The organism is Lactiplantibacillus herbarum, assembly GCF_001039045.1.
Classification (GTDB): domain Bacteria; phylum Bacillota; class Bacilli; order Lactobacillales; family Lactobacillaceae; genus Lactiplantibacillus; species Lactiplantibacillus herbarum.
Window position 1 is genome coordinate 40,340 of sequence record NZ_LFEE01000007.1, and the last position, 25,457, is coordinate 65,796.

Annotated in this window: 21 protein-coding genes, 1 tRNA gene and 1 pseudogene; 20 read left to right on the plus strand and 3 right to left on the minus strand. The window is 43.1% G+C overall.

From position 1 onward, the window contains the following. Positions 1–189 precede the first annotated feature (189 nt). The 5 genes from ACG95_RS02600 to ACG95_RS02620 all read left to right on the plus strand — a co-directional run bounded on the left by ACG95_RS02600 (position 190) and on the right by ACG95_RS02620 (position 5,909). Positions 190–726, plus strand: a complete 537-nt coding sequence (locus ACG95_RS02600) for an HdeD family acid-resistance protein (RefSeq protein WP_047999009.1) — start codon at positions 190–192, stop codon at positions 724–726. A gap of 174 nt (positions 727–900) precedes the next feature. Next, positions 901–1,785, plus strand: a complete 885-nt coding sequence (gene rapZ / locus ACG95_RS02605) for an RNase adapter RapZ (RefSeq protein ID WP_047999010.1) — start codon at positions 901–903, stop codon at positions 1,783–1,785. Continuing rightward, positions 1,782–2,783 (plus strand): gluconeogenesis factor YvcK family protein, encoded by a 1,002-nt coding sequence (locus ACG95_RS02610; RefSeq protein WP_047999011.1) that lies wholly within the window; start codon positions 1,782–1,784, stop codon positions 2,781–2,783. The genes rapZ and ACG95_RS02610 overlap by 4 nt, the downstream gene beginning before the upstream one ends. Positions 2,784–2,793: 10 nt before the next feature. Further along, positions 2,794–3,726 carry a DNA-binding protein WhiA gene (whiA, locus tag ACG95_RS02615; RefSeq protein ID WP_047999012.1) on the plus strand — a complete coding sequence of 311 codons (933 nt, stop codon included), beginning with the start codon at positions 2,794–2,796 and terminating at the stop codon, positions 3,724–3,726. Positions 3,727–4,256: 530 nt separating this feature from the next. After that, positions 4,257–5,909, plus strand: coding sequence for a peptide ABC transporter substrate-binding protein (locus tag ACG95_RS02620; RefSeq protein WP_047999013.1), 1,653 nt, complete (start codon positions 4,257–4,259; stop codon positions 5,907–5,909). 94 nt (positions 5,910–6,003) lie between these two features. On the opposite strand, the gene ACG95_RS13915 is transcribed toward ACG95_RS02620, so the two are convergent. After that, positions 6,004–6,615, minus strand: a complete 612-nt coding sequence (locus ACG95_RS13915) for a TetR/AcrR family transcriptional regulator (protein ID WP_053072635.1) — start codon at positions 6,613–6,615, stop codon at positions 6,004–6,006. Positions 6,616–6,730: 115 nt separating this feature from the next. On the opposite strand from ACG95_RS13915, the gene ACG95_RS02630 reads away from it, so the two are divergent. Next, positions 6,731–7,624, plus strand: a complete 894-nt coding sequence (locus tag ACG95_RS02630) for an NAD(P)H-binding protein (RefSeq protein WP_047999014.1) — start codon at positions 6,731–6,733, stop codon at positions 7,622–7,624. A gap of 90 nt (positions 7,625–7,714) precedes the next feature. Here the strand turns inward: ACG95_RS02630 and clpP are convergent, their stop codons facing one another. After that, entirely contained in the window at positions 7,715–8,305 is a 591-nt protein-coding gene (gene clpP, locus ACG95_RS02635) for an ATP-dependent Clp endopeptidase proteolytic subunit ClpP (protein ID WP_047999015.1), read from the minus strand. A 455-nt stretch (positions 8,306–8,760) separates the two neighbouring features. Further along, positions 8,761–8,832, minus strand: a tRNA-Arg gene (locus ACG95_RS02640). Positions 8,833–8,915: 83 nt separating this feature from the next. Here ACG95_RS02640 and rpoN point away from each other — a divergent pair. The 14 genes and pseudogenes from rpoN to ACG95_RS02710 all read left to right on the plus strand — a co-directional run bounded on the left by rpoN (position 8,916) and on the right by ACG95_RS02710 (position 25,419). Further along, entirely contained in the window at positions 8,916–10,256 is a 1,341-nt protein-coding gene (rpoN, locus tag ACG95_RS02645) for an RNA polymerase factor sigma-54 (protein ID WP_047999016.1), read from the plus strand. 213 nt (positions 10,257–10,469) lie between these two features. Beyond that, positions 10,470–11,501, plus strand: coding sequence for a sugar-binding transcriptional regulator (locus tag ACG95_RS02650; RefSeq protein WP_047999017.1), 1,032 nt, complete (start codon positions 10,470–10,472; stop codon positions 11,499–11,501). Positions 11,502–11,565: 64 nt separating this feature from the next. After that, positions 11,566–12,588: a type I glyceraldehyde-3-phosphate dehydrogenase gene (gene gap, locus ACG95_RS02655; protein WP_047999018.1), complete on the plus strand. Its 1,023-nt coding sequence runs from the start codon at positions 11,566–11,568 to the stop codon at positions 12,586–12,588. 115 nt (positions 12,589–12,703) lie between these two features. After that, positions 12,704–13,906 (plus strand): phosphoglycerate kinase, encoded by a 1,203-nt coding sequence (locus ACG95_RS02660; RefSeq protein WP_047999019.1) that lies wholly within the window; start codon positions 12,704–12,706, stop codon positions 13,904–13,906. Positions 13,907–13,932: 26 nt separating this feature from the next. Continuing rightward, positions 13,933–14,691 carry a triose-phosphate isomerase gene (tpiA, locus tag ACG95_RS02665; RefSeq protein ID WP_047999020.1) on the plus strand — a complete coding sequence of 253 codons (759 nt, stop codon included), beginning with the start codon at positions 13,933–13,935 and terminating at the stop codon, positions 14,689–14,691. Between the two features lie 81 nt (positions 14,692–14,772). Beyond that, entirely contained in the window at positions 14,773–16,101 is a 1,329-nt protein-coding gene (gene eno, locus ACG95_RS02670) for a phosphopyruvate hydratase (RefSeq protein ID WP_047999021.1), read from the plus strand. A gap of 147 nt (positions 16,102–16,248) precedes the next feature. Further along, positions 16,249–17,127: a hypothetical protein gene (locus ACG95_RS02675; protein ID WP_047999022.1), complete on the plus strand. Its 879-nt coding sequence runs from the start codon at positions 16,249–16,251 to the stop codon at positions 17,125–17,127. A gap of 12 nt (positions 17,128–17,139) precedes the next feature. Continuing rightward, positions 17,140–18,690, plus strand: coding sequence for a ClC family H(+)/Cl(-) exchange transporter (locus ACG95_RS02680; RefSeq protein ID WP_173425501.1), 1,551 nt, complete (start codon positions 17,140–17,142; stop codon positions 18,688–18,690). Between the two features lie 99 nt (positions 18,691–18,789). After that, a complete protein-coding gene (gene secG, locus ACG95_RS02685; RefSeq protein ID WP_047999023.1) occupies positions 18,790–19,026 on the plus strand; it encodes a preprotein translocase subunit SecG in 237 nt (78 codons plus the stop codon). 52 nt (positions 19,027–19,078) lie between these two features. Beyond that, entirely contained in the window at positions 19,079–19,828 is a 750-nt protein-coding gene (locus tag ACG95_RS02690) for an alpha/beta hydrolase (RefSeq protein WP_047999052.1), read from the plus strand. A 13-nt stretch (positions 19,829–19,841) separates the two neighbouring features. Continuing rightward, positions 19,842–22,269, plus strand: a pseudogene (rnr, locus tag ACG95_RS02695) (ribonuclease R). A gap of 24 nt (positions 22,270–22,293) precedes the next feature. Further along, complete coding sequence (gene smpB / locus ACG95_RS02700; RefSeq protein ID WP_047999024.1) at positions 22,294–22,764, plus strand: SsrA-binding protein SmpB; 471 nt, start codon at positions 22,294–22,296, stop codon at positions 22,762–22,764. A gap of 484 nt (positions 22,765–23,248) precedes the next feature. Beyond that, positions 23,249–24,685, plus strand: a complete 1,437-nt coding sequence (locus tag ACG95_RS02705; RefSeq protein ID WP_047999025.1) for an amino acid ABC transporter substrate-binding protein/permease — start codon at positions 23,249–23,251, stop codon at positions 24,683–24,685. Then, positions 24,685–25,419: an amino acid ABC transporter ATP-binding protein gene (locus tag ACG95_RS02710; protein ID WP_047999026.1), complete on the plus strand. Its 735-nt coding sequence runs from the start codon at positions 24,685–24,687 to the stop codon at positions 25,417–25,419. Before ACG95_RS02705 ends, ACG95_RS02710 begins: the two co-directional genes overlap by 1 nt. The last annotated feature ends 38 nt before the right edge of the window (positions 25,420–25,457 follow it).

The window sequence follows — 25,457 nt, forward strand, 5'->3', positions numbered from 1 at the left end:
ACGGAACAAACTGCCTTATGGCGCACGTTTTTGCTATTATATAGTTGTAATACGGTAAAAGGTCACGGTCCTTTTACTGTATTTTTGGTTTCAACTAATTAAGGTAAGCTAAAATCTGTCGGAAAAATTGGAAACTCTTACATTAACTGGTAAAATGATATTAATACAGTTTTGGGAGATGTTACTTTTATGTTTAATGATCATCGATGGGGTTTTGATTGGACCGAATTTATGACGGGTGTTATCTTTTTGATTGCCGCCTACTTCGTCATCCAACGCCCCAAAGCAGCACTACTGAGTATGGTAATCTTATTCGCAATTGCCGCTATTATTAGTGGGATTACCACGATTGGTGGGTACACAAAGTTACGTCGAGAAACTGGTCTGCGAGCTAATTTCGCACTAGTCTTTGCCATTATTGATATTTTAGTGGGATTGCTATTCTTGTTCCACGCACCAACTGGCGTTTTGATTTTGGGTTACGTCTTTGCATTCTGGTTCTTAATTGACTCAATTGAACGATTGACCGTTGTTTCACATTTACGGGTATTTGGAACGGGTTACTTTGTTCTTTCATTGATTTTAGATATTATCAGTTTGGCATTGGGATTACTGTTAGTTGTCAACCCAATGATCGCGGTTGTCAGCATCAATGTGTTAGTTAGTTTCTACTTTGCAGTCTTTGGAATCAACGCAATCTTGATTGCGTTTGCCCGCCGTAACTAACAACCAAAAATTTAGACTTTAATTAGGAATTGGGATGCGTCGTTAGTATGAGACGGGTGCCAATTTTTATTATTAATTAGGCTAATTAACGGATGGAATGTAGCACGTTAGTAGAAATGACACACCCGGTGTGCTATACTGCTAACAATATGGACTAAAGGGAGCGAATACAGCATGGCAGAATCATTACAATTAGTAATTATCTCTGGAATGAGTGGCGCAGGTAAGACCGTCGCTGTTCAGAGTTTTGAAGATCTCGGCTATTTTTGCATTGATAATATGCCGCCAGCTTTATTGCCAAAGTTCTCAGAATTAGTTGAAGAGTCTGGAAAAATCGCTAAGGTAGCGCTCGTAATCGATTTACGGTCACGTGCTTTCTATGATGAAATCATGGACATGTTAGCGAACCTGGACAATACTGATTTTGTTTCGACACGGATTCTCTTTTTGGACGCATCCGATGAAGAATTGGTTTCACGTTACAAGGAGACCCGGCGTTCACACCCATTAGCAATGGATGGACGCGTTATGGACGGAGTACAAAAAGAGCGCGAATTACTAGCGCCTTTAAAGGATCGGGCTTCGTACGTCATTAATACCTCGACGTTGACACCCCGTGAATTACGGGAATCGATTTTCAGCAAATTTGAAATCAATCAAGACGAGACTTTCCACGTGGAAATGTTGTCGTTTGGATTTAAGTACGGTTTACCAATTGATGCGGATATTGTTATGGACGTCCGTTTCTTACCTAACCCGTACTATATTCCTGAATTAAAAAATCAAACTGGTTTGGATAAGCCTGTGGCGGATTACGTCATGCAGCAGCCAGCGACCGAAAGTTTTTATCAGCAATTTCTAGGGATGCTCGAAAGTGTTATGCCCGGCTATGAGGCTGAAGGTAAAACGAGTTTGACGGTTGCAATTGGCTGTACCGGTGGGCAACACCGCTCAGTCGCGTTGTCCCAACGCATCGGTGAAGCCTTGGCTAAGAACTATACGGTTCACATCAGCCATCGTGACATCGACAAACGAAAGGAAACTGTTAATCGCTCATGAGAAAATACACATTTAAGACCCAGCGGCCTAAAATTGTGGTGATTGGTGGGGGGACTGGTTTACCAGTCGTTCTTAATGGCTTGCGCAAACAAGCTGTTGACATTACCGCGGTAGTTACGGTCGCTGATGATGGTGGTTCATCGGGTATTATTCGAAATTACGTTAACGTCGTGCCACCTGGTGATATTCGTAACGTTATGGTGTCGTTATCGCACCTGCCACACCTCTATAAAGATATTTTCCAATATCGTTTCCAAGGTGATGACCAGTTCTTTGCGGGTCATGCGATCGGTAACTTAATTATTGCTGCGCTGACTGAGATGAAGTCCGGTGTGTTTGATGCGGTCCAAGAATTGTCCAGCATGATGCAGATCGACGGCCACGTTTATCCGGCAGCTAATGAGGCGCTCACGCTACACGGTAAGTTTAGCGACGGGACTGAATTAGTCGGTGAGGCTGAGATTACGGCAGCTCACAAGTCGCTAGAGAAAGTCTGGGTTACGGATAAAGATGGCAATAAGCCTGAAGCCGTTAAGCCCGTTATTGACGCAATCATGGAAGCTGATCAAATCGTCTTGGGACCTGGTAGTTTATTTACCAGTATTTTGCCTAATTTAACGATTGATAATATTGGTCGGGCCGTTTGTGCGTCTGATGCCGAGGTCGTTTATATCTGTAATATCATGACGCAAAAGGGTGAAACGGATAACTTTTCCGATGCGGATCACGTTCGCGTATTGAACCGCCACTTAGGTGAGAATTTTATTAATACGGTGCTGGTCAATACGGAAAAAGTACCAGATGATTATATGGACTTCCATAAATTCAACGAAGTTTCGCGCCAAGTTAGCCATGATTTTCGGGGGCTACGGGAGCAAAATTGTCGCGTGATTTCGTCTAACTTTTTGAAGTTACGGGATAACGGGGCTTTCCATGATGGGGATCAAGTTGTCGCAGAATTGATGAACTTAGTTGGTCATTCTGACATTTTAAGATAGGAGGCGTGCCATGTCATACGCCAGTGACGTTAAGAAAGAACTAACTAACCTCGCTGTCCATCGCGAGAATGCCAAGGCAGAATTAATGGCCTTGATTCGAATGAATGGGGCGATTAGTCTTGCTAATCACCACTTCATTCTGAATATCCAGACGGAAAATCCGGCCATCGCGCGGCGTATTTACCGGCTACTCAAACAGTTTTATGATGTCGACAGTGAACTGATTGTTCGTCGTAAAATGAAACTCAATAAAAATAATCTGTACATTGTGCGGCTCAAAACTGGGACCGATATGGTGTTGGAAGATCTGGGAATCTTAAAGGATTACCAGATTGTAGAAGTGGCACCGACGGAAGTCCTCACGGATGATGCGGCGGTACGGTCTTATTTGCGGGGCGCCTTTTTAGCGGGCGGATCCGTCAATAACCCGGAAACTTCGCGTTATCATCTGGAAATTTACTCCCTGTATGAAGAACATAATGGGATGATCTCCAAGATGATGAATCAGTACGATTTGAATTCGCGGACAACTGACCGGCGGGGTGGCTTTATTACGTACATCAAGGAAGCTGAAAAGATTGCGGACTTTTTGTCGTTAATTGGTGCAACTACCGCGATGTTGAAGTTTGAAGACGTCCGGATCATGCGAGATATGCGTAATTCAGTTAATCGTTTAGTGAACTGTGAAAATGCCAACATGGATAAGGTTGCTAATGCGTCCAGTAAACAGATTGAGAATATTCTGTTGATCGATGAGACGGTTGGCCTGACGCAATTGCCACCTAAGTTACAAGAGGTGGCGGTGACCCGGCTAGAACACCGTGAAGTTAGTCTGAAGGAATTGGGCAACCTCGTACCAGGGGGGCCAATCTCTAAGTCCGGTATTAATCACCGGTTACGGAAGATTAATCAGTTTGCGGAACAGTTGCAAAAGGACGCGTAAAGCAGAGTGCCCACCAGGCGGTTAGTTTGCGAGCATTAACGTGGAATCAGCGATTATTCCGGGCTTTGGAATGGTCACTGATTTCGGGTTAAGCGGAACAAACTGACTTGGTGGCGCACGTTTCGACTATTAACATCGAAAATAGACTAAACAGGGCTGTGACTTTTGTCGCAGCCCTGTTTAGTCTGAAAATATGTGAATCCGGTTACTAAAGGATGATTTTTTTGTTTAAATCTACTTGACAAAAGTAAGTAACTGAATTTATACTGAACACATCTTATAAAATCGGAGAGACCTAATTATGCAAATTTTAGCAACCAAATCAATGACTTGCTGTCCATGTTGTTTAACTAACAACATGGCTATTTGCGTTAAATTACAAGCGTCTCTGCATCAAAACTAACGGGTATGAGCTTAAAACGTTAATTTTGAAACGTCTGCTTGGAATCTGACGAGATTCCTGGGCAGGCGTTTTTTGTTTAGTACCGATAGGGTAAGTAAATTAGGGTAAAAATAAAGGAGTGAGTGGGTTGAAGAAGCGCTCAGTATTAGCAGTTATTTTCAGTTTAGTATTAGTAACGGTGTTGGCAGCTTGTGGGAATCAGAGTAGTCAAAGTACTGGCAGCGGTAAGTATGCCAGTAGCCAAGTTTTAAATCTATCTTATCCCAGTTCACTAGATTCAATTGATATTTCGAACATGTCTGGTTATGGGAGCACGGGTAATCTTTTTGAAAGTCTATACCGATTAGGCAAGAACGGGAGCATCACACCTGGTTTGGCTAAATCAAGTAAGGTTTCTAAGGATGGGAAGACCTATACCTTTACGATCCGGGATGCCAAGTGGAGTGATGGTTCAGCAATTACGGCGCAAGACTTTGTCTACTCGTGGAAACGAACCGTTACGCCAGCCACTAAGTCACAGTACGCTTACTTATTCTCTGGTGTGAAGAATGCGGATGACATCGTAGCTGGTAAAAAGGCACCAAGTACATTGGGTGTTAAGGCTCAGGGGAAACATACCTTTATCGTGACACTTGATAAGCCAATCTCATACTTTAAGAAATTAATGACTTACCCATTGTTTGGACCTATCAGCGAAGCAGCTGTTAAGAAGTGGGGTAGCAAGTACGCCACTAAGGCACAGTACATGTTGTATAGTGGCCCATTTAAGCTAACCGGATGGACGGGGACCAACAATAGCTGGCAATACGTTAAGAATAACCAGTATTGGGATAAGAAAGTCGTTCATCTACAAAAGATCAATTACAGCGTCAACGAAAGTACGACCACCACGCTTAACTTGTTCCAAGAAAAGAAACTGGATCTTACGCAGTTAGCAAGCGAACAAGTTAAGAACATGAAGACCAATAGTGATTACACGACGTACCCTTATTCAATTACGGCGTTCATGGTCTACAATTTCCAAGACAGTAACGCGACGGTCAAGAAGGCACTGAATAACCAAAAGATTCGACAGGCGATTTCATTGTCGATCAACCGGAAGACTTTAGTTAAGAATGTTATCGGGGATGCCTCAACGACCTCTAAGACGTTTGTGCCACAAAATCTAGCCAATGATCCTAAGACTGGTAAGGATTTTGCGGATGAATCAACGGTTGCAAATTCAACCTCATACAATAAGAAATTGGCACAGAAGTTATGGGCTGAAGGTTTGAAGGAGACGGGGATCAAGAAGTTATCGATCAATCTGTTAACTTCTAACGACGAACCTAACAAGCCAATCTCACAATATTTGAAGTCAGCATTGGAGAAGAATCTCAGTGGTTTGACGATCAACTTATCCAATATTCCATCAAAGGTAGCATCGAGTCGCGCACAGAGTGGTGACTTTGACATGTACCTTAGTGGTTGGGGTGCGGACTTCAATGATCCAATCTCACATTTGCAGATTATGACCAGCAACAGTGGTTATAACTATGGTAAGTACAACAGTAGTACTTATAACTCACTGGTTAACAAGGCCCAAAACCAAGATGCTAATGACGTCAATGCACGCTGGCAAGATATGATCAGCGCCGAAAAGACGATTATGCAGGATCAAGGAATTACACCACTTTACCAAACAGTTTATTCTTATTTACAGAATCCGAAGGCCAAGGGGATTATTCATAACACGGCCGGTACGCAGTGGAATTACAAGTACGCTTATATGACTAAATAGTTAGCTTTTAAAAGGTGTCCCGGTTTATTCGGGGCACCTTTTTTGTCCAGGTTGAATATTAAATTGGATAGCTATTTAGACGTAGCAACTAAGTTTAGTCATTAGTGATTAACCAGTTTTGATAGGTGGCTGGGAGTAATACAGCACCCATAATCATATTAGTTAGGTCAGTCAGGTTTTTCGGGGTGTCCGTGTATAGTCCTTGGCGAACGCCTTCCGCAAACCGAAAGACAGGGCGCGTTAGAAAGTACCGTAATAGGTTTAAATCAGTTTTGCGCAGTACTCCAGTGGCCACGCCATCAGTTAGCATGGTTTGGATTTGTTGATTGGCAGTATCATCACGTTTTAAATGCATGGTTTGTTTCGTAGCAATATCCTCAGTCAATACCTGAATCGCAGCAACAACTTCTGGTTCAGCTAAACAAAAGCGATATAAGGCGCTGATGCTAGCGACGATTTGTTCCGGTAGTGACCGCTTAGTGTCGATAGTTTGAACAACGGCGATACTTTCCTGATGAATCGTGGTTTGGAAGACGGCCTCTAGTAAGGATTGCTTGTTCTTGAAGTAAATATAGACGTTTGATTGTGGGATGCCAGCAGCCTTAGCAACCTTAGTTGTTGAGAAATTTGCTAGTCCACCTTGAGCTAAGACTGTAACAGCGGCTTGAATCAGCCGGTCATATTTTTGTTCGTCCTTCAGTTTCATTTCAAAAGCTCCTTTATTAATTAAGTTAAGTTTAACAGTTGACAAAATATAAGTCTATCTCTTATAATGATTTTGCATTAAAGATAGACTTATATTTTAAGAGGAGCGTATTAATATGAAAATTACTTTAACAGGATCTTTAGGACACATTAGTCGACCATTAACGGAACAATTAGTCGCTGCTGGACATACAGTTACGGTAATTAGCCACAACCCCAAGCGTGCTGATGAAATTAAAGCTTTAGACGCAATCCCCGCAATCGGCAGTATAGCGGATGTTGCCTTTTTAACACGGGCTTTTTCGGGTGCCGATGCAATTTATTTGATGATTACTGCAGCCACTGAAGACGCTGACGTCTTTGTAGCTGGAAAACGACAAGCTGATACTTATGTTCAAGCGGTTCAAGCAGCGGATGTCAAAAATATTGTCAACCTGAGTAGCGTTGGTGCTAATCTAGGGCCGGAAGTTGGCGCATTACACGTTTATCAGATTATTGAACAGACCTTAACTGCTGGCTTGATGGATGCTAACTTGACGTTTATTCGCCCAACCGGGATGTACTACAACCTATTTGCCAACTTAGCGTCGATTAAAGCTGAACATGTGATTTATACCAGTGGTGCATTGGACAAACCGCAGTCATGGGTGGCACCAAAAGATATTGTCCCAATAGTTTTCCAAGCACTCACAGAACCTCAAAATGGTATTACAAGTCAGTATGTTGCCAGTGATGAGGTTAGCTGGCAAACAATTGCGGATACTTTGGGTCAGGCAATTGGTATGCCTGATTTAAAGGCAGTACAGATTAGTGATGATCAAATGTTACGGGGCATGCTGGCAAGTGGTGCTCGGCCAATGTTTGCAGAACAGATGGTTAAAATGTATGCGTATGAACGGGATGCTGACTTTTATGCTGATTATCGGCTACATCAACCGGTATTAGGACCAACCAAGTTAACAGACTTTGCTAAGACGTTGGCCAGGTCTATCAAAGGTAATAAAGCATGATAAATGAAAACAGACAGGAAATTCTCAACATGAGAACTTCCTGTCTGCTTTTTTTAGATTGAAGTTAAGCTTTTAACTTAGCCGTTTAATCTATTTTAAGTTATTGTTTTCCATGATGTTATCGATCAAACCATAGTCTTTAGCTTCTTGAGCTGAAAGGTAGTTATCACGTTCAGTATCGTGGTTCAACTTCTCAACGGTCTGGTTCGAATTGTCAGCTAAAATCTGGTTGATCTGCTTACGAGTCTTCAAGATTTGTTCAGCAACGATTTCGATTTCAGTTTGTTGACCTTGAGCACCACCGGATGGCTGGTGAATCAAGATTTCGGAGTTAGGTAACGCAAAACGTTTGCCCTTAGTACCGGAAGATGCCAAGACACTGGCCATTGAGGCTGCCATACCCATAACGATTGTTTGAACATCAGATTTGATGAAGTTCATGGTATCGTAAATGGCTAAACCGGCTGTAACCACACCACCTGGTGAGTTAATGTAAAGGTAGATGTCTTTTTCTGAATCTTGGGCATCCAAGAAGAGTAATTGTGCGATGATCGCATTAGCCATGTTATCTTCAATGGGACCGGATAACATGATGATACGGTCCTTTAATAGTCGTGAGTAAATGTCATAGGCACGTTCGCCGCGTGATGACTGTTCAATAACTGTAGGAACTGGATACATAGTTGTTAGCCTCCTAATAGTTGCAATAGTATGATTAGCTGATTGCTAATATAAATGTAGTTTACCCCTAAGGTCAGTGAAGGTCAAAAGAAAAACCTCAAAAACAAAATTCCGTTTTAGCAGGTAACGTGGTATACTTAGGTTTCTATCATATACGGCTTGAGATTGGGTGAACCCAATCTCTTTTTTTACCGCCAAAATTAGTGGAAGGGTTTAAATCCTAAACAGTAATTAGACGAATGAATCACACAACGGATGACGATGTGAGTCGCCATTGTGGACAGAGCATTTTATATGAATATAGTAATGCGTTGATTCATTAGTATGGTAGTAAGCGTGATACTTGTGATTCGGTTTAAATTCAGTTACTATAATGGAGTTATAACTGGTATAGGCCAACGATAGATGACATTATGAGTAATAAAAAAGCTGAGAACAATTTCTCAGCTAACTGATGCGCCCGGAGGGAATCGAACCCCCATTTCAAGAACCGGAATCTTACGTGCGATCCATTACACTACGGGCGCCTAAACAATATGTTTTATTTTAGCTGATAATGGATAAAAACACAAGGGTTTTACATAAAAACTTATTTTGGGAGGGACCTCGTATGGCATTAGGACAGGGCTTTCGCCAGCAGCAACGACAGTCGCAGAAACTGGCAATGACCCAGCGGCTACAGCAATCAATTCAAATGCTGCAGTTCAACGTTGAAGAACTACGCGATTTTTTGACGCAAAAGGCGCTGGAAAATCCTTTGATCGATGTGGATACTAATTGGAATAATAATCACGCTAGTTTGAATGCTGCAAGTAACGTTACGGCGAAAGCTGATTTTATTGAACGTGTGTCGACCTCTAACCAACATTCATTATTTGAATATTTATTAGACCAAATCCATTTAACGATGCGTGATACTCATTTGCGGCACATTGTTTTAGATTTGATAGAATACGTGGATGTTAATGGTTATCTGCGGATCAATGAGGAGCAGATTCGACAGGAAACGGATGCAACGTCAATTGAATTGTTAGATGCGATTACTTTACTACAGCAGCTTGATCCACCTGGTGTTGGGGCCCGTAACCTACAAGAAGCATTGATGTTACAGACTGAAAACGACGATCATGCGCCTAATTTAGCCTATATCATATTAGAAGAGAACTTCGATGCATTGGTAAATCGTCAATGGGATGTGCTCGCCAAAAAGTATCAAGTTGAATTAGCTGATATTTCGAGTATCTATGACTATGTACGTACGTTGACGCCCGTTCCTGGGGCTGCAGTGGGGCAAGAAACGACCGGCTATATTTTCCCAGATCTGGTGGTCACCAATCAGCAGGGTGAACTAAAGTTAAAGACGGCATCGATGGCTCAGCCAGTTGTTAAGTTCCGGGAACACTACTATCAGCAGATGGGAAAGCATGATGATCGGGAAGTCACGGAATACTTAAAGGAAAAGCAGTCTGAGTATGAGTGGATTGCCAGTAGCTTGCAGCAACGGGAAGCCACGATTTTTCGAGTTGGTGCCACGATTATTGAGCGGCAAGCGGATTTCTTCTTAGAAAAAACAACGGATCTACAACCATTATTACTACGGGATGTTGCTCAGCAGCTTCAAGTTCATGAGTCGACGATCAGTCGTAGTATCAATGGTAAGTATATTCAAACTGATTTTGGTATGTTCGAACTTAAACGTTTCTTTACCCAAGCGGTCACGAAACGTCCCACGGGTGGTAAAGTGGTCTCTGCTGACAGTGTTCAGCACCGAATTATGGCGTTGGTTGAGCAAGAAAACAAAGAAAAACCGCTTTCAGACCAAAAAATTGTTGAAATTCTTAATGCGGACAATATCGAACTTTCCAGACGTACAGTTGCAAAATATCGCGAAAATCTTAACATTCCGTCTTCTTCTAAACGGAAACAGTACTTGAGAACCGAACAAAAATAAAACTTGTTAATTCGACCAATCGGTTATGATCGACATTAGCTTTCATTTGCAACCACCCCATGAACCTGTTATAATTCATGTTGTGGTAAGAGAGGTATGCAACAGTGATTTCCTTAGTGAATTTGAGTTGTGTGCTTTGTTTTTTAAAGTCTTTGGGTCGTTTTTTGACATAGCTGGACCAGATCCGTCCCACTAGAGAGCAGGTTGGATGTCATGCATTCAGATATTCAATGGATTGAGGCAATTGCCCCAGATATGGTTGACATGCTGAGTCATCGGTACTTAGTCTTGCGAACCATTAATTGGATGGCCCCAGTTGGACGTCGACTGTTAGCCCAGACATTAGGTGTTAGTGAGCGAACGTTACGAACTGAAACGGATACTTTGCGCAAGCTTGATTTGATTATGACGAACAAGTCAGGTATGCAAATTACCCAACAGGGTCAGGACGTGTTACTCGGACTAAGTCACTTTATGGATGAGTTGATGGGAATCCGTCAAAAGGAACGACAATTAGCACAACTGTTCAATATTGAGCGGTGCGTTATTGTTTCTGGTGACTCTGATCAACAGTTGAAAGTCATTGGGACCATGGGCGAAGAAGTGAATCAGTTGTTACAGCAGTTATTGCCTGAAGGGCATAACATCTTTGCAGTAATGGGTGGTCACACCATGGAGCATGTTGCGAATCACTTAACTGATAAATTAGGTTATAAACGTGATTTGTTATTTGTTCCGGCACGTGGTGGTGTTGGTGAATCGGTTGCGATTCAAGCTAACACGATTGCGTCCCAAATGGCACAGCATACTGGCGGTAAATTCCGTTCGTTGTTTGTGCCAGAACAGGTCAGTGAACGAACATATGAACCACTTCTCAAGGAACCAAGTATCCAAGAGGTGTTGGCGATTATTGGGCAAGCTAATGTGGTTGTGCATAGTATCGGTGATGCCATTGCGATGGCACATCGCCGGGATATGTCGGAGGATCAGATTAAGGTGTTACGCAGTCGCAATGCGATTGGTGAAGCCTTTGGTTACTTTTTCGATGAGAAGGGTAACGTGGTTTACCGAATTCCACGAATTGGTTTGCAAATCGGAGAACTGGCCGAGAGGAAGATTATACTCGCCGTTGCGGGTGGTGCTTCAAAAGCTACCGCAATCGCCGCGTATATGAGAAATATCGCACCGAAACAGACGTGTTTAATCACGGATGAAGGTGCCGCTAACTTGATTTTAAAGAAGTAATCTTCTATAGTGAAGTTGCTTTTTAAAATAAAACTTTTTATTTCCACGAGGAGGAAATTATAGTATGTCTGTAAAAATTGGTATTAATGGTTTCGGACGTATCGGTCGTTTAGCATTCCGTCGTATTTTAGAACTTGGTGCAAAGTCAAGTGATATCGAAGTTGTTGCTATTAACGATTTAACTTCACCTGCATTGTTGGCTCACCTTTTGAAGTATGACTCAACTCATGGTACTTTAGATGCTGACGTTTCAGCTACTGATGATTCAATCATCGTTAACGGTAAGACTTACCGTGTATACGCTGAACCTAAAGCACAAAACATTCCTTGGGTTAAGAACGACGGTGTTGACTTTGTACTTGAATGTACTGGTTTCTACACTTCAAAAGACAAAGCACAAGCTCACTTAGACGCTGGTGCAAAGCGTGTCTTAATCTCAGCTCCAGCCGGTGCTGACTTAAAGACCATCGTTTACAACGTTAACGATGACATCTTAACTGCAGATGACCGTATCGTTTCTGCTGGTTCATGTACTACTAACTGTCTTGCACCATTAGCATTCTTTGAAAACAAAGAATTTGGTATCAAGGTTGTTACTATGACTACTATCCATGCTTACACTTCAACTCAAATGTTGCTTGACGGCCCTGTACGTGGTGGTAACTTCCGTGCTGCCCGTGCTGCTGCTGTTAACACTATTCCTCACTCAACTGGTGCTGCTAAAGCTCTTGGCTTAGTTATCCCAGAATTACAAGGCAAGTTACAAGGCCATGCACAACGTGTTGGTGTTGTTGACGGTTCATTGACTGAATTAGTTGCTATCTTAGACAAGAAAGTTACTGCTGACGAAGTTAACGCCGCAATCAAGAAGTACACTGAAGGTAACGAATCATTCGGTTACAATGCAGACGAAATTGTTTCATCTGATGTTATCGGTACTACTTTCGGTTCAATCTTCGATCCTACTCAAACAGAAGTTACTTCTGATGGTGAAAACCAATTAGTTAAGACTGTTGCTTGGTACGATAACGAATACGGCTTCACTTGCCAAATGGTACGTACTTTATTGAAGTTTGCTACTCTCTAATCCGTTAGATAGTTAATAACTTTAAAACCGCATATGGTTTTGACGGCGGGGGGAGGCAAAACTCCTCTTGCCGTTTTTTTATTAAGAAAGTCACGAATTCTAGGAGGATTTTAACTTGGCTAAATTAATCGTTTCAGATTTAGATGTTAAAGATAAAAAAGTTTTAATTCGTGTCGACTTTAATGTTCCAATTAAAGACGGCAAAATCGGCGATGACAACCGTATCGTTGCTGCTTTACCAACGATCAAATATGTGATTGAAAATGATGGTAAGGCCATCTTATTCTCACATTTAGGTCGTATTAAGAGCGAAGACGACAAACAGGGCTTAAGCTTACGTCCCGTTGCAGAACGTCTTTCAAACTTGTTAAACAAGCCTGTTACCTTCGTACCAGTTACTGAAGGCGAACAACTTGAAACTGCTATCAACAACATGAATGACGGCGACGTCTTAGTTGTTGAAAACACTCGTTTCGAAGATGTTGTTAACGGCGAACAAGTTAAGCGCGAATCTGGTAACAACCCTGAATTAGGCAAGTACTGGGCTTCACTTGGTGACGTCTACGTTAACGATGCCTTCGGGACTGCTCACCGTGCCCACGCTTCAAACGTTGGGATTGCCTCAAACATGGAACAAGTTGCTGCCGGCTTCTTAATGGAAAAAGAAATCAAATTCTTAGGTGATGCTGTTGATTCACCAAAACATCCATTCGTTGCTATCTTAGGTGGTGCCAAGGTTTCTGATAAGATCGGTGTTATTGATCACTTAATCAGCAAAGCTGACAAGATCATCATCGGTGGTGGGATGACTTATACTTTCTACGCTGCTAAAGGCATGGGAATTGGTAACTCACTTGTTGAAAAAGACAAGATTGAATTAGCTAAGTCAATCATCGAAAAGGCCGGCGACAAGTTGGTCTTACCAAGTGATTCAGTTGTTGCTGAAAAATTTGATAACGATGTTCCTCACAAAATCGTTGATGGTGCCATTCCTGATGGCTACATGGCCTTAGATATCGGTCCTAAGTCAATCGAAGAATTCAAGAACGTTTTAAGCGACGCTAAGACTGTTGTTTGGAACGGACCAATGGGTGTCTTCGAAATGAGCAACTACGCCAAGGGTACCCTTGAAGTAGGCGAATTCTTAGGTACATTATCAGACGCAACGACCATTGTTGGTGGTGGTGACTCAACTGCCGCTGTTAAGCAACTTGGCGTTGGCGACAAGTTAACCCACATCTCTACTGGTGGTGGCGCTTCACTTGAATACCTTGAAGGTAAGGAATTACCTGGTATCGCTGCTATTTCTAACAAATAATCTGTTCTCCGAAAGGAAGATTTATCGTGCGTACACCTATTATTGCAGGTAACTGGAAAATGAATAAAACTGCTAGCGAAGCTTTAGCTTTCGTAAACGCAGTTAAGGATCAAGTACCAGCTGCATCACAAGTTGAATCAGTTGTTGCTGCCCCAGCCCTTTTCTTACAAGAAATGGTTGAAGCTGCTAAGGGTACTGACTTAAAGATTGCTGCTGAAAATGCTTATTTTGAAGATGCTGGCGCATTTACTGGTGAAACTTCACCAGCCGCTTTAGCTGATTTAGGCGTTGATTACGTTGTTATCGGTCATTCAGAACGTCGCGAATACTTCCACGAAACTGATGAAGATATCAACAAGAAGGCTCATGCTATCTACAAACATGGCATGACTCCTATTGTCTGCTGTGGCGAAACGTTGGAACAACGTGAAGCTGGCGAAGCAGAATCATGGGTTGCTGGCCAAATCAAGGCTGCTTTAAAAGACTTATCAGCTGACCAAGTTAGTTCATTAGTAATTGCTTACGAACCAATCTGGGCCATCGGTACTGGTAAGACTGCTACAAGTGACCAAGCTCAAGAAATTTGTGCGGTTGTTCGTAAGACTGTTGCTGGTCTTTACTCACAAGAAGTTGCCGACAAAGTTCGCATTCAATACGGTGGTAGCGTTAAGCCAGCCAACGTTAACGAATTAATGGGTAAAGCAGATATCGACGGTGGTTTAGTCGGTGGTGCTTCATTAGAACCAGCTTCATTCTTAGAACTTGTTAACTACCAAAATAACTAGTAATTAGCTATTGCATGTTGGTCAACAAACTTCTACAATTATTGTGAAACAAAATCAAGCCAATCTTAAGGAGATAAATTAATGTCTATTATTACAGATATTTATGCTCGCGAAGTCTTAGACTCACGCGGTAACCCAACTGTTGAAGTTGAACTTTACACTGAAACTGGTGCTTTTGGTCGCGGTATCGTTCCTTCAGGTGCCTCAACTGGTGAACATGAAGCCGTTGAATTACGTGATGAAGACAAGAGTCGTTTCATGGGCAAGGGTGTTACTAAGGCCGTTGACAATGTTAACAAGTTAATCGCCAAAGAAATCGTTGGTTACGATGTAACTGACCAACGCGCCATTGACCAAGCAATGATCAAGTTAGATGGTACTCCTAACAAAGCTAAGTTAGGTGCCAACGCTATCTTGGGTGTTTCTATTGCCGCTGCACGTGCTGCTGCTGACGAACTTGAAATGCCATTATACAACTACCTTGGTGGTTTCAATGCACACGTCTTACCAACTCCAATGATGAACGTTATCAATGGTGGTGCACATGCCAACAACGACGTTGACTTCCAAGAATTCATGATCATGCCTGTTGGTGCTTCTTCAGTTAAAGAAGCTATCCGTATGGGTTCAGAAACTTTCCACAACTTGAAATCTATCTTAAACGAACGCGGTTACTCTACTGCTGTTGGTGATGAAGGTGGTTTCGCTCCTGACTTGAAGAACAACGAAGAACCATTCGAAATCTTGGTTGAAGCTATCGAACGTGCCGGCTACAAGCCTGGTAAAGATATCGCAATCGCCTTCGACTGTGCTGCTTCAGAATTCTACAACACAGAAACTGGCAAGTATGACTTAAAGGGTGAAGGCGAAAATGGTCAATCATTTACTGCCGAAGAATTCGTTGACTTACTTGACAGCATTGTTGACAAGTACCCAATCGTTTCAATCGAAGATCCTTTGGATGAAAACAACTGGGAAGACTGGCAAATGGCTACTGAAAAGCTTGGCAAGAAAGTTCAAATCGTTGGTGATGACTTATTCGTTACTAACACTGACTACCTTGCAAAGGGGATCAAGATGGGCGTTGCTAACTCAATCTTAATCAAGGTTAACCAAATCGGTACTTTAACTGAAACTGTTGAAGCTATCGAAATGGCTAAAGAAGCTGGTTACACTGCCATCGTTTCTCACCGTTCTGGTGAAACCGAAGACACAACCATTGCTGACTTAGTTGTCGCAATGAACGCTGGCCAAATCAAGACTGGTTCAATGAGTCGTACTGAACGGATTGCTAAATACAACCAATTAATGCGTATCGAAGACCAACTTGAAACTACTTCAGAATACAAGGGTATCCACGGCTTCTACAACTTAGACGAAGCTGCACGTACTACTATTACTAACAAGTAATTTGTCTTTCTGAATGAAAACGTCGTTCCCTCGGGGCGGCGTTTTTATTATACATAAATATAATAAAATCATTAATAGAGGATCACAGTGTGAAGCTGAATGTCGTGGTAGAATAGGAACATGTGAATTTGAGAAGGAGCGCAACCTATGGACTATTTTCAACAAAAGATTAATCAATGGTCAGATTGGCAGGTACTTAGCCAAAATGCCGAAGCCTTTGAGCCACTGATCAAGCAAATTTATTTAAGTGAAAACAAACCGTTTAAAACGCCCGAAGTTGAAGCTGATCCGTTAACAGCAGTCTTTACGGTGGGAACCACGCAGATTGCAATTTTTCCTCCAAGCAATGTCTTGCCTGAAACGCGCGAGTATTATCAAACCGAGCGTTTTAGTCTGACTCGGATGAGCAGATTACAGCTAGGTGCGCCCAAACTGTTACACGCTGGTTTTATCTTTGATGCTTACCAGTTTTACTATGTGATTTACCAACCGTTGCAGGGTGTTAGCCTTACTAACTTTATTCTCACGGCCGAACCACTTGCTAAGTCTACTCTGGGACGGCAGATTGGGACGTTGTTAAACCAACTGAATGGCGAAGTTGCGACGTTTAGTCAGATAGCTGAACCAGCTGCGGATTGGAACGTGTTCGGTTCTGAATTTGTAACGGCACGTACCGCATGGCTAGCAGCTCATCCAACAACGCCCAATTGCTTTATACATGGTAACTTGATTGGTGAGAACTTTATCGTGACTAGTGGTCAGTTGGGCGTACGTCACTTCAGTACGGCTCATCAAGGATTTCGACAGGCTGAACTAGTGCCAATTATCTTAAAGGCCTTTGATAACGAACCAGATTTATTGGCGGGATTTAAAGACACTTACCAGACGGCATCACTTGCCGATGATCTCCTAGTGGGATTGTTGGTGCGAGCTGATGGCCCTGATCAGATACGGGCTTTGTTAGGAGGCCAAGCTGTGGATTGGGAGACGTTACGAGAACGGTTAGGCCAACTACTTGGTGATTAGGGGGCGGAGATTGTGAGACAACCAGCACGTAGCATTAAACACCGTTTCGATTTCACTCGCTTAGGTGCCATTGGTCGGGGATTGATTGTTGGTATTTTAGCCGGCGTAATCGTGAGTCTGTTTCGTTTCTGTATTGAATTTGGATTGAAATTTGTTCAGTGGGCGTACGGTCTGATGAAGACTGAACCATTATTAGTGATTCCGTGGGTGTTACTGACCATTGTTGTTGCTGTGCTTGTTGGCTGGCTTGTTAAGCAAGTGCCAGATATTAAGGGATCAGGGATTCCCCAAGTTGAAGGTCAACTGGCTGGTGAGTTGGATTACGCTTGGTGGCCAGTGTTGTGGCGCAAGTTCGTAGGTGGTATTCTCGGAATCGGCTCTGGCTTATTTCTTGGCCGCGAAGGACCGTCAATTCAACTAGGGGCAACGGTTGGTCAAGGGGTTGCTGAAAAGTTGCACCAGACGGGAGCAGATCGTCGTTCCTTGATTGCTGGTGGGGCCGCTGCTGGATTATCAGCAGCGTTCAACGCACCAATTGCGAGCACGCTATTTGTACTAGAAGAAATTTATCATAATTTTTCACCGATTATTTGGACAACGGCGCTAACGAGCGCAATTGCTAGCAATTTTATTTCACTGAACTTTTTTGGTTTGGTGCCGGTCCTACACATTCCGTATGGTCATAACTTACCATTGAGTCAGTATGGCAACCTCATCGGGTTGGGGGTTTTTCTGGGTATCTTCGGGTACATCTACCAAAGCGTGACGTTAACGATGCCGAGTTGGTATGCTAAATTACGACTACCAAGTTGGTTAGACGGCTTGATCCCGTTTCTATTAGTGATTCCAATCGGGCTAATGTGGCCCCAACTATTGGGTGGGGGTAACGCCGTGATTTTGAATATTGCGTCGGTAACGCCCGCACTATTAATTCTGATTGGCATCTTTGTCTTACGGTTCGCCTTTTCAACCGTATCTTACGGTTCAGGACTTCCAGGTGGGATTTTCTTGCCGATCCTCTCGTTGGGGGCAATTCTAGGTGCCATTTACGCCCAAACGATGGTATCGCTAGGCTGGATGCCAGCTCAGTTTATTCCTAACTTTATTATTTTTGCTATGGCCGGCTACTTTGCGGGGATTGGGAAAGCGCCATTTACAGCTATCCTGCTGATCACTGAAATGGTCGGGACATTACATCATTTGATGCCATTAGCAGTGGTTGCGATGACCGCCTACTTGGTTGTTGACCTATTAGGTGGGGCACCAATTTACGAAGCCTTGCTTGAAAAGTTGATTCAGCCACGGCAGCCTGAACACAGTGGGGTCCAAGATCGATTGGAATTTCCTGTTTTTGAAGGCTCACCACTGGAAGGTCATCAAGTTCGTGATTTTAAATGGCCGGTAGAATCTTTACTGATTGCAATTCGTCGGGGTGAGCGTCAAGTGATTCCACATGGCGATACTTTGATGCGAGCGGGTGACACGTTGATTGTTCTAACAGACCGTAGCAATCGAGCGTGGATTCGCCAACAGATTGATCATTTAACCTTGGCTACGCCTTGATGACTGAATAAATCAATGAATTGTGGCTGAGACTGGAAAAATAAGGGAAAATATGTTAAATTGTTATAGACATAGCGGACTCTTTAGGAGGCACAATTCTTGTATAATTTATTGTTAACGTTAATATTGGTTGTTTCCGTCTTAATTATTATTGCGGTAATGATGCAACCATCAAAAACCAATGATGCCATGTCTTCATTAACTGGTGGTGCTGATGACTTGTTTGCCAAGCAGAAGCCCCGTGGTTTTGAAGCCTTCATGCAGAAAGTTACCGTGGTATTAGGGATTCTTTTCTTTGTCCTAGCGTTAGCTTTAGCATGGTACTCATCGAAGTAATTGACCGTCCTCCTGTGATTTCAGGAGGATTTTTTTTAAGGCAGGTGTGAATGTGTTTAAACAACCTGAACCATTTTACTTTGAACATGGTGAACACGCCGTCATTTTACTGCATGCCTATGCGGGTAGTGCCAATGATGTTCGAATGCTTGGTCGAGCATTGGAGCGTGCCAACTATACCGTTTACGGGCCCCAATTCAGCGGCCATGCAACGGGTGACCCTCGTGATATTCTGCGACAATCACCCGCACAGTGGTGGCAAGATACCCAACAAGCAATATCATTTATGCGTCAAAAAGGCTATACTAAAATTAGTATCTTCGGGCTCTCACTAGGTGGGGTTTTTGCAACAGCTGCCTTGGAACGGGATGCTCAATTACTAGGTGGTGGAACCTTTAGTTCGCCACTATTTAATGGTAATCATAGTGAAGTCGCAGAGATGTTTGTGACTTTAAGCCAGCATCAATTGGCGCATAGTCAATTAGCGGCAGCAACTCAGGCGCAGATTTTAGCAGCGCTGCCTGAGCAAGTTGCCCAGCAGTTACAAGCAATCAATGACTTTACAGCGACCCAAGTGACTGCGCAATTATCGCAGTTAACGCGACCATTTTTTATTGGTCAGGGTGGTCAAGATGAATTGATTGATGCCACGGTCGCTGAACGGTTGCGAGATCAGCTGCTTGCCAACCAGTTACCAGTAGATTTTCACTGGTATGCTGACAGTGGCCACGTGATTACCGTCAACACAGCGCACCATCAATTAGAACAAGATGTCTTAACATACTTAAAAAAATATTTATAAAATGAGGTAAATAATGTCAGAAGCAAACTTACAAGAACAAATCCTGACTTTTTTGCAGGCCCATCCGGATCGCACTTATAGTGTCGAACAATTAACGAATGAACTGCATTTTACAGGCGCAAGCGCCTTTACTTTCCTAGTGAAAGAACTTGCGAATATGGAACGTAAAAAATTGGTTAGTACCGATGACCACGATCATTTCAAATTAGTGCAAGACACTAAAACGGTCGAAGGTTCTTTCCACGGCAATGATAAAGGGTTCGGTTTCGTACGTTACGATCCAGAATTACCTGATATCTACATTAACCCTGATAACACGCAATTTGCGATCACTGGTGATGATGTGGCGGTTGAAATTATTCGACCAGCTCGTCCCGGTTCAGATCGCGGTCCCGAAGGTAAGATCGTCGGCATCGTTAAGCGTAACTACACCCAGATTGTTGGGGCCTTTACGCCTAGCACTGATGAAGATGGCATCATTGGTTCCGTTGCAATTAAGGATAAGAAGCTTTCTAAGTACGAATTATTCGTTACGGAACAAGGCTTACACCCAACCGAGGGTGAAGTTGTTATCACCGAAGTTACGTCTTATCCTGACGCACAGCACCCAACGCGCATTGTTGGGATTGCTAAGCAGGTCATCGGTAGTGTCGATGATCCTGGGATGGACGTCTTACAGGTTGTATACCAACACGACGTACCATCTGCCTTCCCTGAAGAAGTGACGGATGAAGCTAACCGGATTCCTGATTACGTGACGGAAGAAGACAAGGCCGGCCGCGTTGATATTACGGACCAACCATTGGTTACAATTGATGGCGCTGAATCTAAAGACTTGGATGATGCCGTTGTTGCTTGGCGTTTACCAAATGGGAACTTCCACTTAGGGGTTCACATTGCTGACGTTAAGCCACTATGTCACTGAAAATTCTGAACTAGATCGTGAAGCATTCAAGCGTGGAACGTCAGTTTACTTGACGGACCGGGTTATTCCAATGTTGCCACGTCGTTTATCTAACGGAATCTGTTCATTGAATCCTGATGTTGAACGTTTAGCTATGAGTTGTGAGATGGAAATTGATCAAAATGGTGAAATCATCAGTAACAAGATCTTCCAGAGTGTGATTCGTTCACACGCCCGGATGACTTACGATGGCGTTAACCAGATCTTGGAAGCTCACGACCCTAAGACACGTGAAAAATACGCTGACTTAGTTGAAATGTTTGACACGATGGGTGATTTACACCGGATTCTGTACAAGAACCGTCGTCACCGTGGGGCCATTGATTTTGATGACAACGAAGCAAAGATTATCGTCGATGAAGTTGGCCACCCAGTTGACATTCAATTGCGGGTTCGTGGTTTAGCTGAACGGATGATTGAAAGCTTTATGTTAGCAGCTAACGAAACCGTTGCTAAACATTACAGCTTATTGAAAGTACCATTTATCTACCGGGTCCATGAAACACCTGATAGTGACCGGATGTTAAGCTTCTTCGAATTCGTAACGAACTTTGGCGTTAACGTTAAGGGGAGTTCTAAGGATGTTAAGCCTAAGATGTTGCAAGACGTCTTGAAGAAGGTTGCTGGCAAGCCAGAAGAAGCCATGGTTTCTGTAATGATGTTACGGAGTATGAAACAGGCTCGGTACGCAGACCAGTCGCTTGGTCACTTTGGGTTAGCTGCAGAATACTACACGCACTTTACCTCACCAATTCGGCGTTATCCGGATATGATGGTGCACCGCTTGATTCGGCATTATGCTGAAAACGGTACGGGTGAAGATGCACGTGCTAAGTATCGTGATAACTTACCTAACATTGCGGAAACAACGTCGCTCAACGAACGTCGTGGGATCGATACGGAACGTGACGTTGACTCAATGAAGAAGGCCGAATACATGGCAGATCACGTTGGCGAGAAGTTTGACGCTGTCGTTGATTCTGTTATGAAGTTTGGATTATTCGTTGAACTTGAAAACACGGTCGAAGGTCTTGTTCATATCAGTACGATGGACGATGACTATTATGAATACGTTGAAAAACAATTGGCGTTAGTTGGTCGTAAGACAAAACGGACGTTTAGAATTGGGCAAGAAGTTAAGGTTCAATTAATGCGGGTCGATAAGGATCAGCGTGAAGTTGACTTTAAACTGTTGAACCCTGAAGAAGCACCAAAGACTGACTTATTACCAAAGCGGGAACACAACGATAACTATCGTGGTAACAACCGTCGTGGTGGTAACAGCAGCAACTATCGTGGTAACGGTAATAGCAATAACCGCAATGGCAATCAACGTGGTGGTCGCAGTAATGACCGTCGTAATGGTAGCAGTAATGGTAATGGCAACCACCGTAACAACAATAGTAGTAACAATCACAGTAGTAGTACTAATAAAAGCAATAGCAGTCGGCAGTCGACTACCGATCACCGGCGTTAAGCTTAAGTAAGGTGGTGTGCGACGATGGCAAAACAACGAGGTAAGCATCCAGATACTGCCCTTGCTCAAAACCGGAAGGCGCGTCATGATTATGCAGTTGAAGAAACCTATGAAGCAGGGATTGCTTTAACTGGGACAGAGATTAAGTCTATTCGTGATCGACGTGTTAACCTGAAGGACGGTTTCGTCCAGATCAGAAATGGGGAAGCGTGGATGCAAAATGTTCATGTTAGCCCATTTAAAGAGGGGAACCGGTTCAACGTTGACCCGTTGCGGAGTCGTAAGCTCTTGCTGCATAAGAAAGAAATCAGCAAGCTAGGTGAAGCGACCCAGACAAAGGGTGTTACCATTATTCCACTTAAGATGTATCTCAAAAAAGGGTTTGCGAAGGTCTTAATTGGAGTAGCCCACGGGAAACGTGAGTACGATAAGCGGCAAGATATTAAGAAACGTGAACAACAGCGTCAGATTGATCGGGTTATGAAACACTATTAATTCGGTTGCAGAACGAGAGTGTGACCAAAGCTGATTAGTTGCTGAGCATAGCCTAGAAAGACGAATGATTGTGTTTTTCAATCGTTTGGCTTTTGTAGCTAAGCGGAGGCAACTGGCTTTTGGAACACGTTTCGGCCATTAATATTAGGTATGCAGAACGGGACTATGACTTTTGTCATGGTCCTGTTTTTTTGTGTTTAGAAGTCTAAGAAGTTCAGCCACTATTGGCAAAGAAATGTCATAAATTACCGCGCTGTGGAGCGCTTTTGGTCATCAAATTAAAAAACGTAAATAGGAGCTTATTTACTCATAATCTTTATTATTGATTGCGTATTGATTAATAAAATTAAGTAAATTAATAATGGTACCGCAATCATTAATTATTAATTAAAATAAAATGATAAAACGAGTTGGTCGCCAATCTTAAATTATGTTATATTTTATGACATACCAATCCGGTAGAGTGAATTAGGAGGTCTCGTCGATGAAAAAATGGCAAGTTGAGGTCGTCATGTTGTTAGCGGCATTGGGAAGTTGGTTTGTAGTCGGTACTAGAGCACAGGCTAAAACTTATACCATTGCAACGGATACAACCTTTGCACCGTTTGAGTTTCAAGCTAAGGGCGGTACATATAAAGGCATTGATATTGATATTTTAAAGGCAATTTCCAAGAGAGAGCATTTTACTTATCAGCTCAAGGCAATCAGCTTTGGCGCCGCTGTCCAGCAATTAAGTGCTGACCAAGTTGACGGGGTCATTGCGGGGATGAACATTACGCCGGAACGTAAACAGACGTTTGACTTCTCTAATCCTTACTATACGTCAGGTGTGGTCATGGCAGTTGCGAAGGGCAGCAAGATCAAATCCTTCAGTGATCTGAAGGGGAAGACAGTTGCGCTGAAGACTGGGACTGCGGCTGCGACTTATGCCAAAACACTCCAGAGTAAATATGGTTTTAAAATCAAGTATTTCAATGATTCTAATAACATGTATAACGATGTCAAAGTTGGTAATTCGGATGCTTGTTTTGAGGATTATCCCGTTATGTCATACGGAATCAAAAACGGTATCGCTCTGAAAATTGTTTCAAAACAATACGCAGCGGGCGATTATGGTTTTGCCGTCAAAAAAGGTAAGAACGCTGAGTTATTGAAGAAGTTTAACGCTGGTCTCAAGGAGATTAAGGCGGACGGGACTTACAAAAAAATTGTTGATAAGTATTTACATTCCAGTGAATCATCCTTAACGGGTGAGACAGCAAGCAGTCGGACCTTCGTGGGTCTATTTACCCAGAACCTCGGAACGATCGGTAGCGGCTTGTGGATGACGTTAGAGTTAACCGTAATTTCTATTATTTTAGCCACAATTTTGGGATTGGCACTGGGCGTCTTAGGTGTGATGCCAGGAAAAATTGGTCCAGCCATTTCAAGCACGATCATCTACATTTTCCGGGGGATGCCACTGATGGTGCTCGCATTCTTCATCTACATTGGTTTTCCAGATCTGATTGGTCATGGATTTAAGATTCCCGCGTTTGTTGCCGGGATGATTACGCTGATGCTGAATGAAGGGGCTTATACGGGAGCGTTCGTTAAAGGTGGTTTTGCGGCTGTTGATGATGGTCAGATGGAAGCTGCACGTTCATTAGGATTACCTTACTGGAAGGCGATGCGCAAAGTTATTATGCCTCAGGGGATTCGAATTATGATTCCGTCATTTATTAATCAATTTATTATTACGTTAAAGGATACCTCGATCTTGTCTGTCATCGGGATCGTTGAATTGACCCAGACTGGGACGTTGATTATTGCTCGTAACTTTGAAGGGTTCAAGATCTGGTTGATGATTGCGATAATCTATCTCATCATTATCACGTTACTCACATGGTTGTCTAATTGGGTACAGAGGAGGATCAACTAATGGCTAAAGTGATTGTAAAAGATTTGCACAAAAGTTATGCGGATAACGAAGTGTTGAAAGGGTTAAACCTAGAAGTACAGGATAACGAAGTTGTTTGTATGATTGGGCCATCAGGTTCTGGTAAGAGTACTTTCTTACGGTGCTTAAATGATTTGGAAGTGCCAACGGAAGGGCAGGTCGTGATTAGTGGTTATGATTTGTCTGATAAGGGGACTAACATCAACTTAGTGCGAGAAAATATCGGGATGGTTTTTCAACATTTTAACCTCTTTCCGCACTTGTCAGTGCTGCAAAATATTACGTTAGCGCCGACACAATTGAAGAAATCCTCTCAGGAAGATGCTGAAAAGATGGCACGCGATTTACTTGCCACGGTGGGGCTATCTGATAAGGCTGACGCGATGCCGAAGTCGTTATCTGGTGGTCAAAAGCAGCGGGTGGCCATTGCACGAGCGCTAGCGATGCACCCCAAGATCATGTTATTTGATGAACCCACCTCTGCGTTAGATCCAGAAATGGTCGGTGATGTGTTGGACGTCATGAAGAAGCTGGCGGCTGACGGAATGACGATGATTGTGGTAACCCATGAAATGGGCTTTGCGAAGGAAGTGGCGGATCGGGTCGTCTTCATGGCGGATGGTCAAATTCAGGAGTCTGGGAAGCCGGATGAAATTTTCAATCATCCGCAGAGCCCCCGGTTGCAGGACTTTTTGGATAAGGTGATTAATGTCTAAAGAGTGTCACGCAAGGCGGTTAGTTTGCGAGCATTAAC

Bases quoted from the DNA above. Each gene is read 5' to 3' on its own strand.
- ACG95_RS02600 (WP_047999009.1), top strand. From the start codon at position 190: ATGTTTAATGATCATCGATGGGGTTTTGATTGGACCGAATTTATGACG.
- rapZ (WP_047999010.1), top strand. From the start codon at position 901: ATGGCAGAATCATTACAATTAGTAATTATCTCTGGAATGAGTGGCGCA.
- ACG95_RS02610 (WP_047999011.1), top strand. From the start codon at position 1,782: ATGAGAAAATACACATTTAAGACCCAGCGGCCTAAAATTGTGGTGATT.
- whiA (WP_047999012.1), top strand. From the start codon at position 2,794: ATGTCATACGCCAGTGACGTTAAGAAAGAACTAACTAACCTCGCTGTC.
- ACG95_RS13915 (WP_053072635.1), bottom strand. From the start codon at position 6,615: ATGAAACTGAAGGACGAACAAAAATATGACCGGCTGATTCAAGCCGCT.
- ACG95_RS02630 (WP_047999014.1), top strand. From the start codon at position 6,731: ATGAAAATTACTTTAACAGGATCTTTAGGACACATTAGTCGACCATTA.
- clpP (WP_047999015.1), bottom strand. From the start codon at position 8,305: ATGTATCCAGTTCCTACAGTTATTGAACAGTCATCACGCGGCGAACGT.
- rpoN (WP_047999016.1), top strand. From the start codon at position 8,916: ATGGCATTAGGACAGGGCTTTCGCCAGCAGCAACGACAGTCGCAGAAA.
- ACG95_RS02650 (WP_047999017.1), top strand. From the start codon at position 10,470: ATGCATTCAGATATTCAATGGATTGAGGCAATTGCCCCAGATATGGTT.
- gap (WP_047999018.1), top strand. From the start codon at position 11,566: ATGTCTGTAAAAATTGGTATTAATGGTTTCGGACGTATCGGTCGTTTA.
- eno (WP_047999021.1), top strand. From the start codon at position 14,773: ATGTCTATTATTACAGATATTTATGCTCGCGAAGTCTTAGACTCACGC.
- ACG95_RS02675 (WP_047999022.1), top strand. From the start codon at position 16,249: ATGGACTATTTTCAACAAAAGATTAATCAATGGTCAGATTGGCAGGTA.
- smpB (WP_047999024.1), top strand. From the start codon at position 22,294: ATGGCAAAACAACGAGGTAAGCATCCAGATACTGCCCTTGCTCAAAAC.
- ACG95_RS02705 (WP_047999025.1), top strand. From the start codon at position 23,249: ATGAAAAAATGGCAAGTTGAGGTCGTCATGTTGTTAGCGGCATTGGGA.
- ACG95_RS02710 (WP_047999026.1), top strand. From the start codon at position 24,685: ATGGCTAAAGTGATTGTAAAAGATTTGCACAAAAGTTATGCGGATAAC.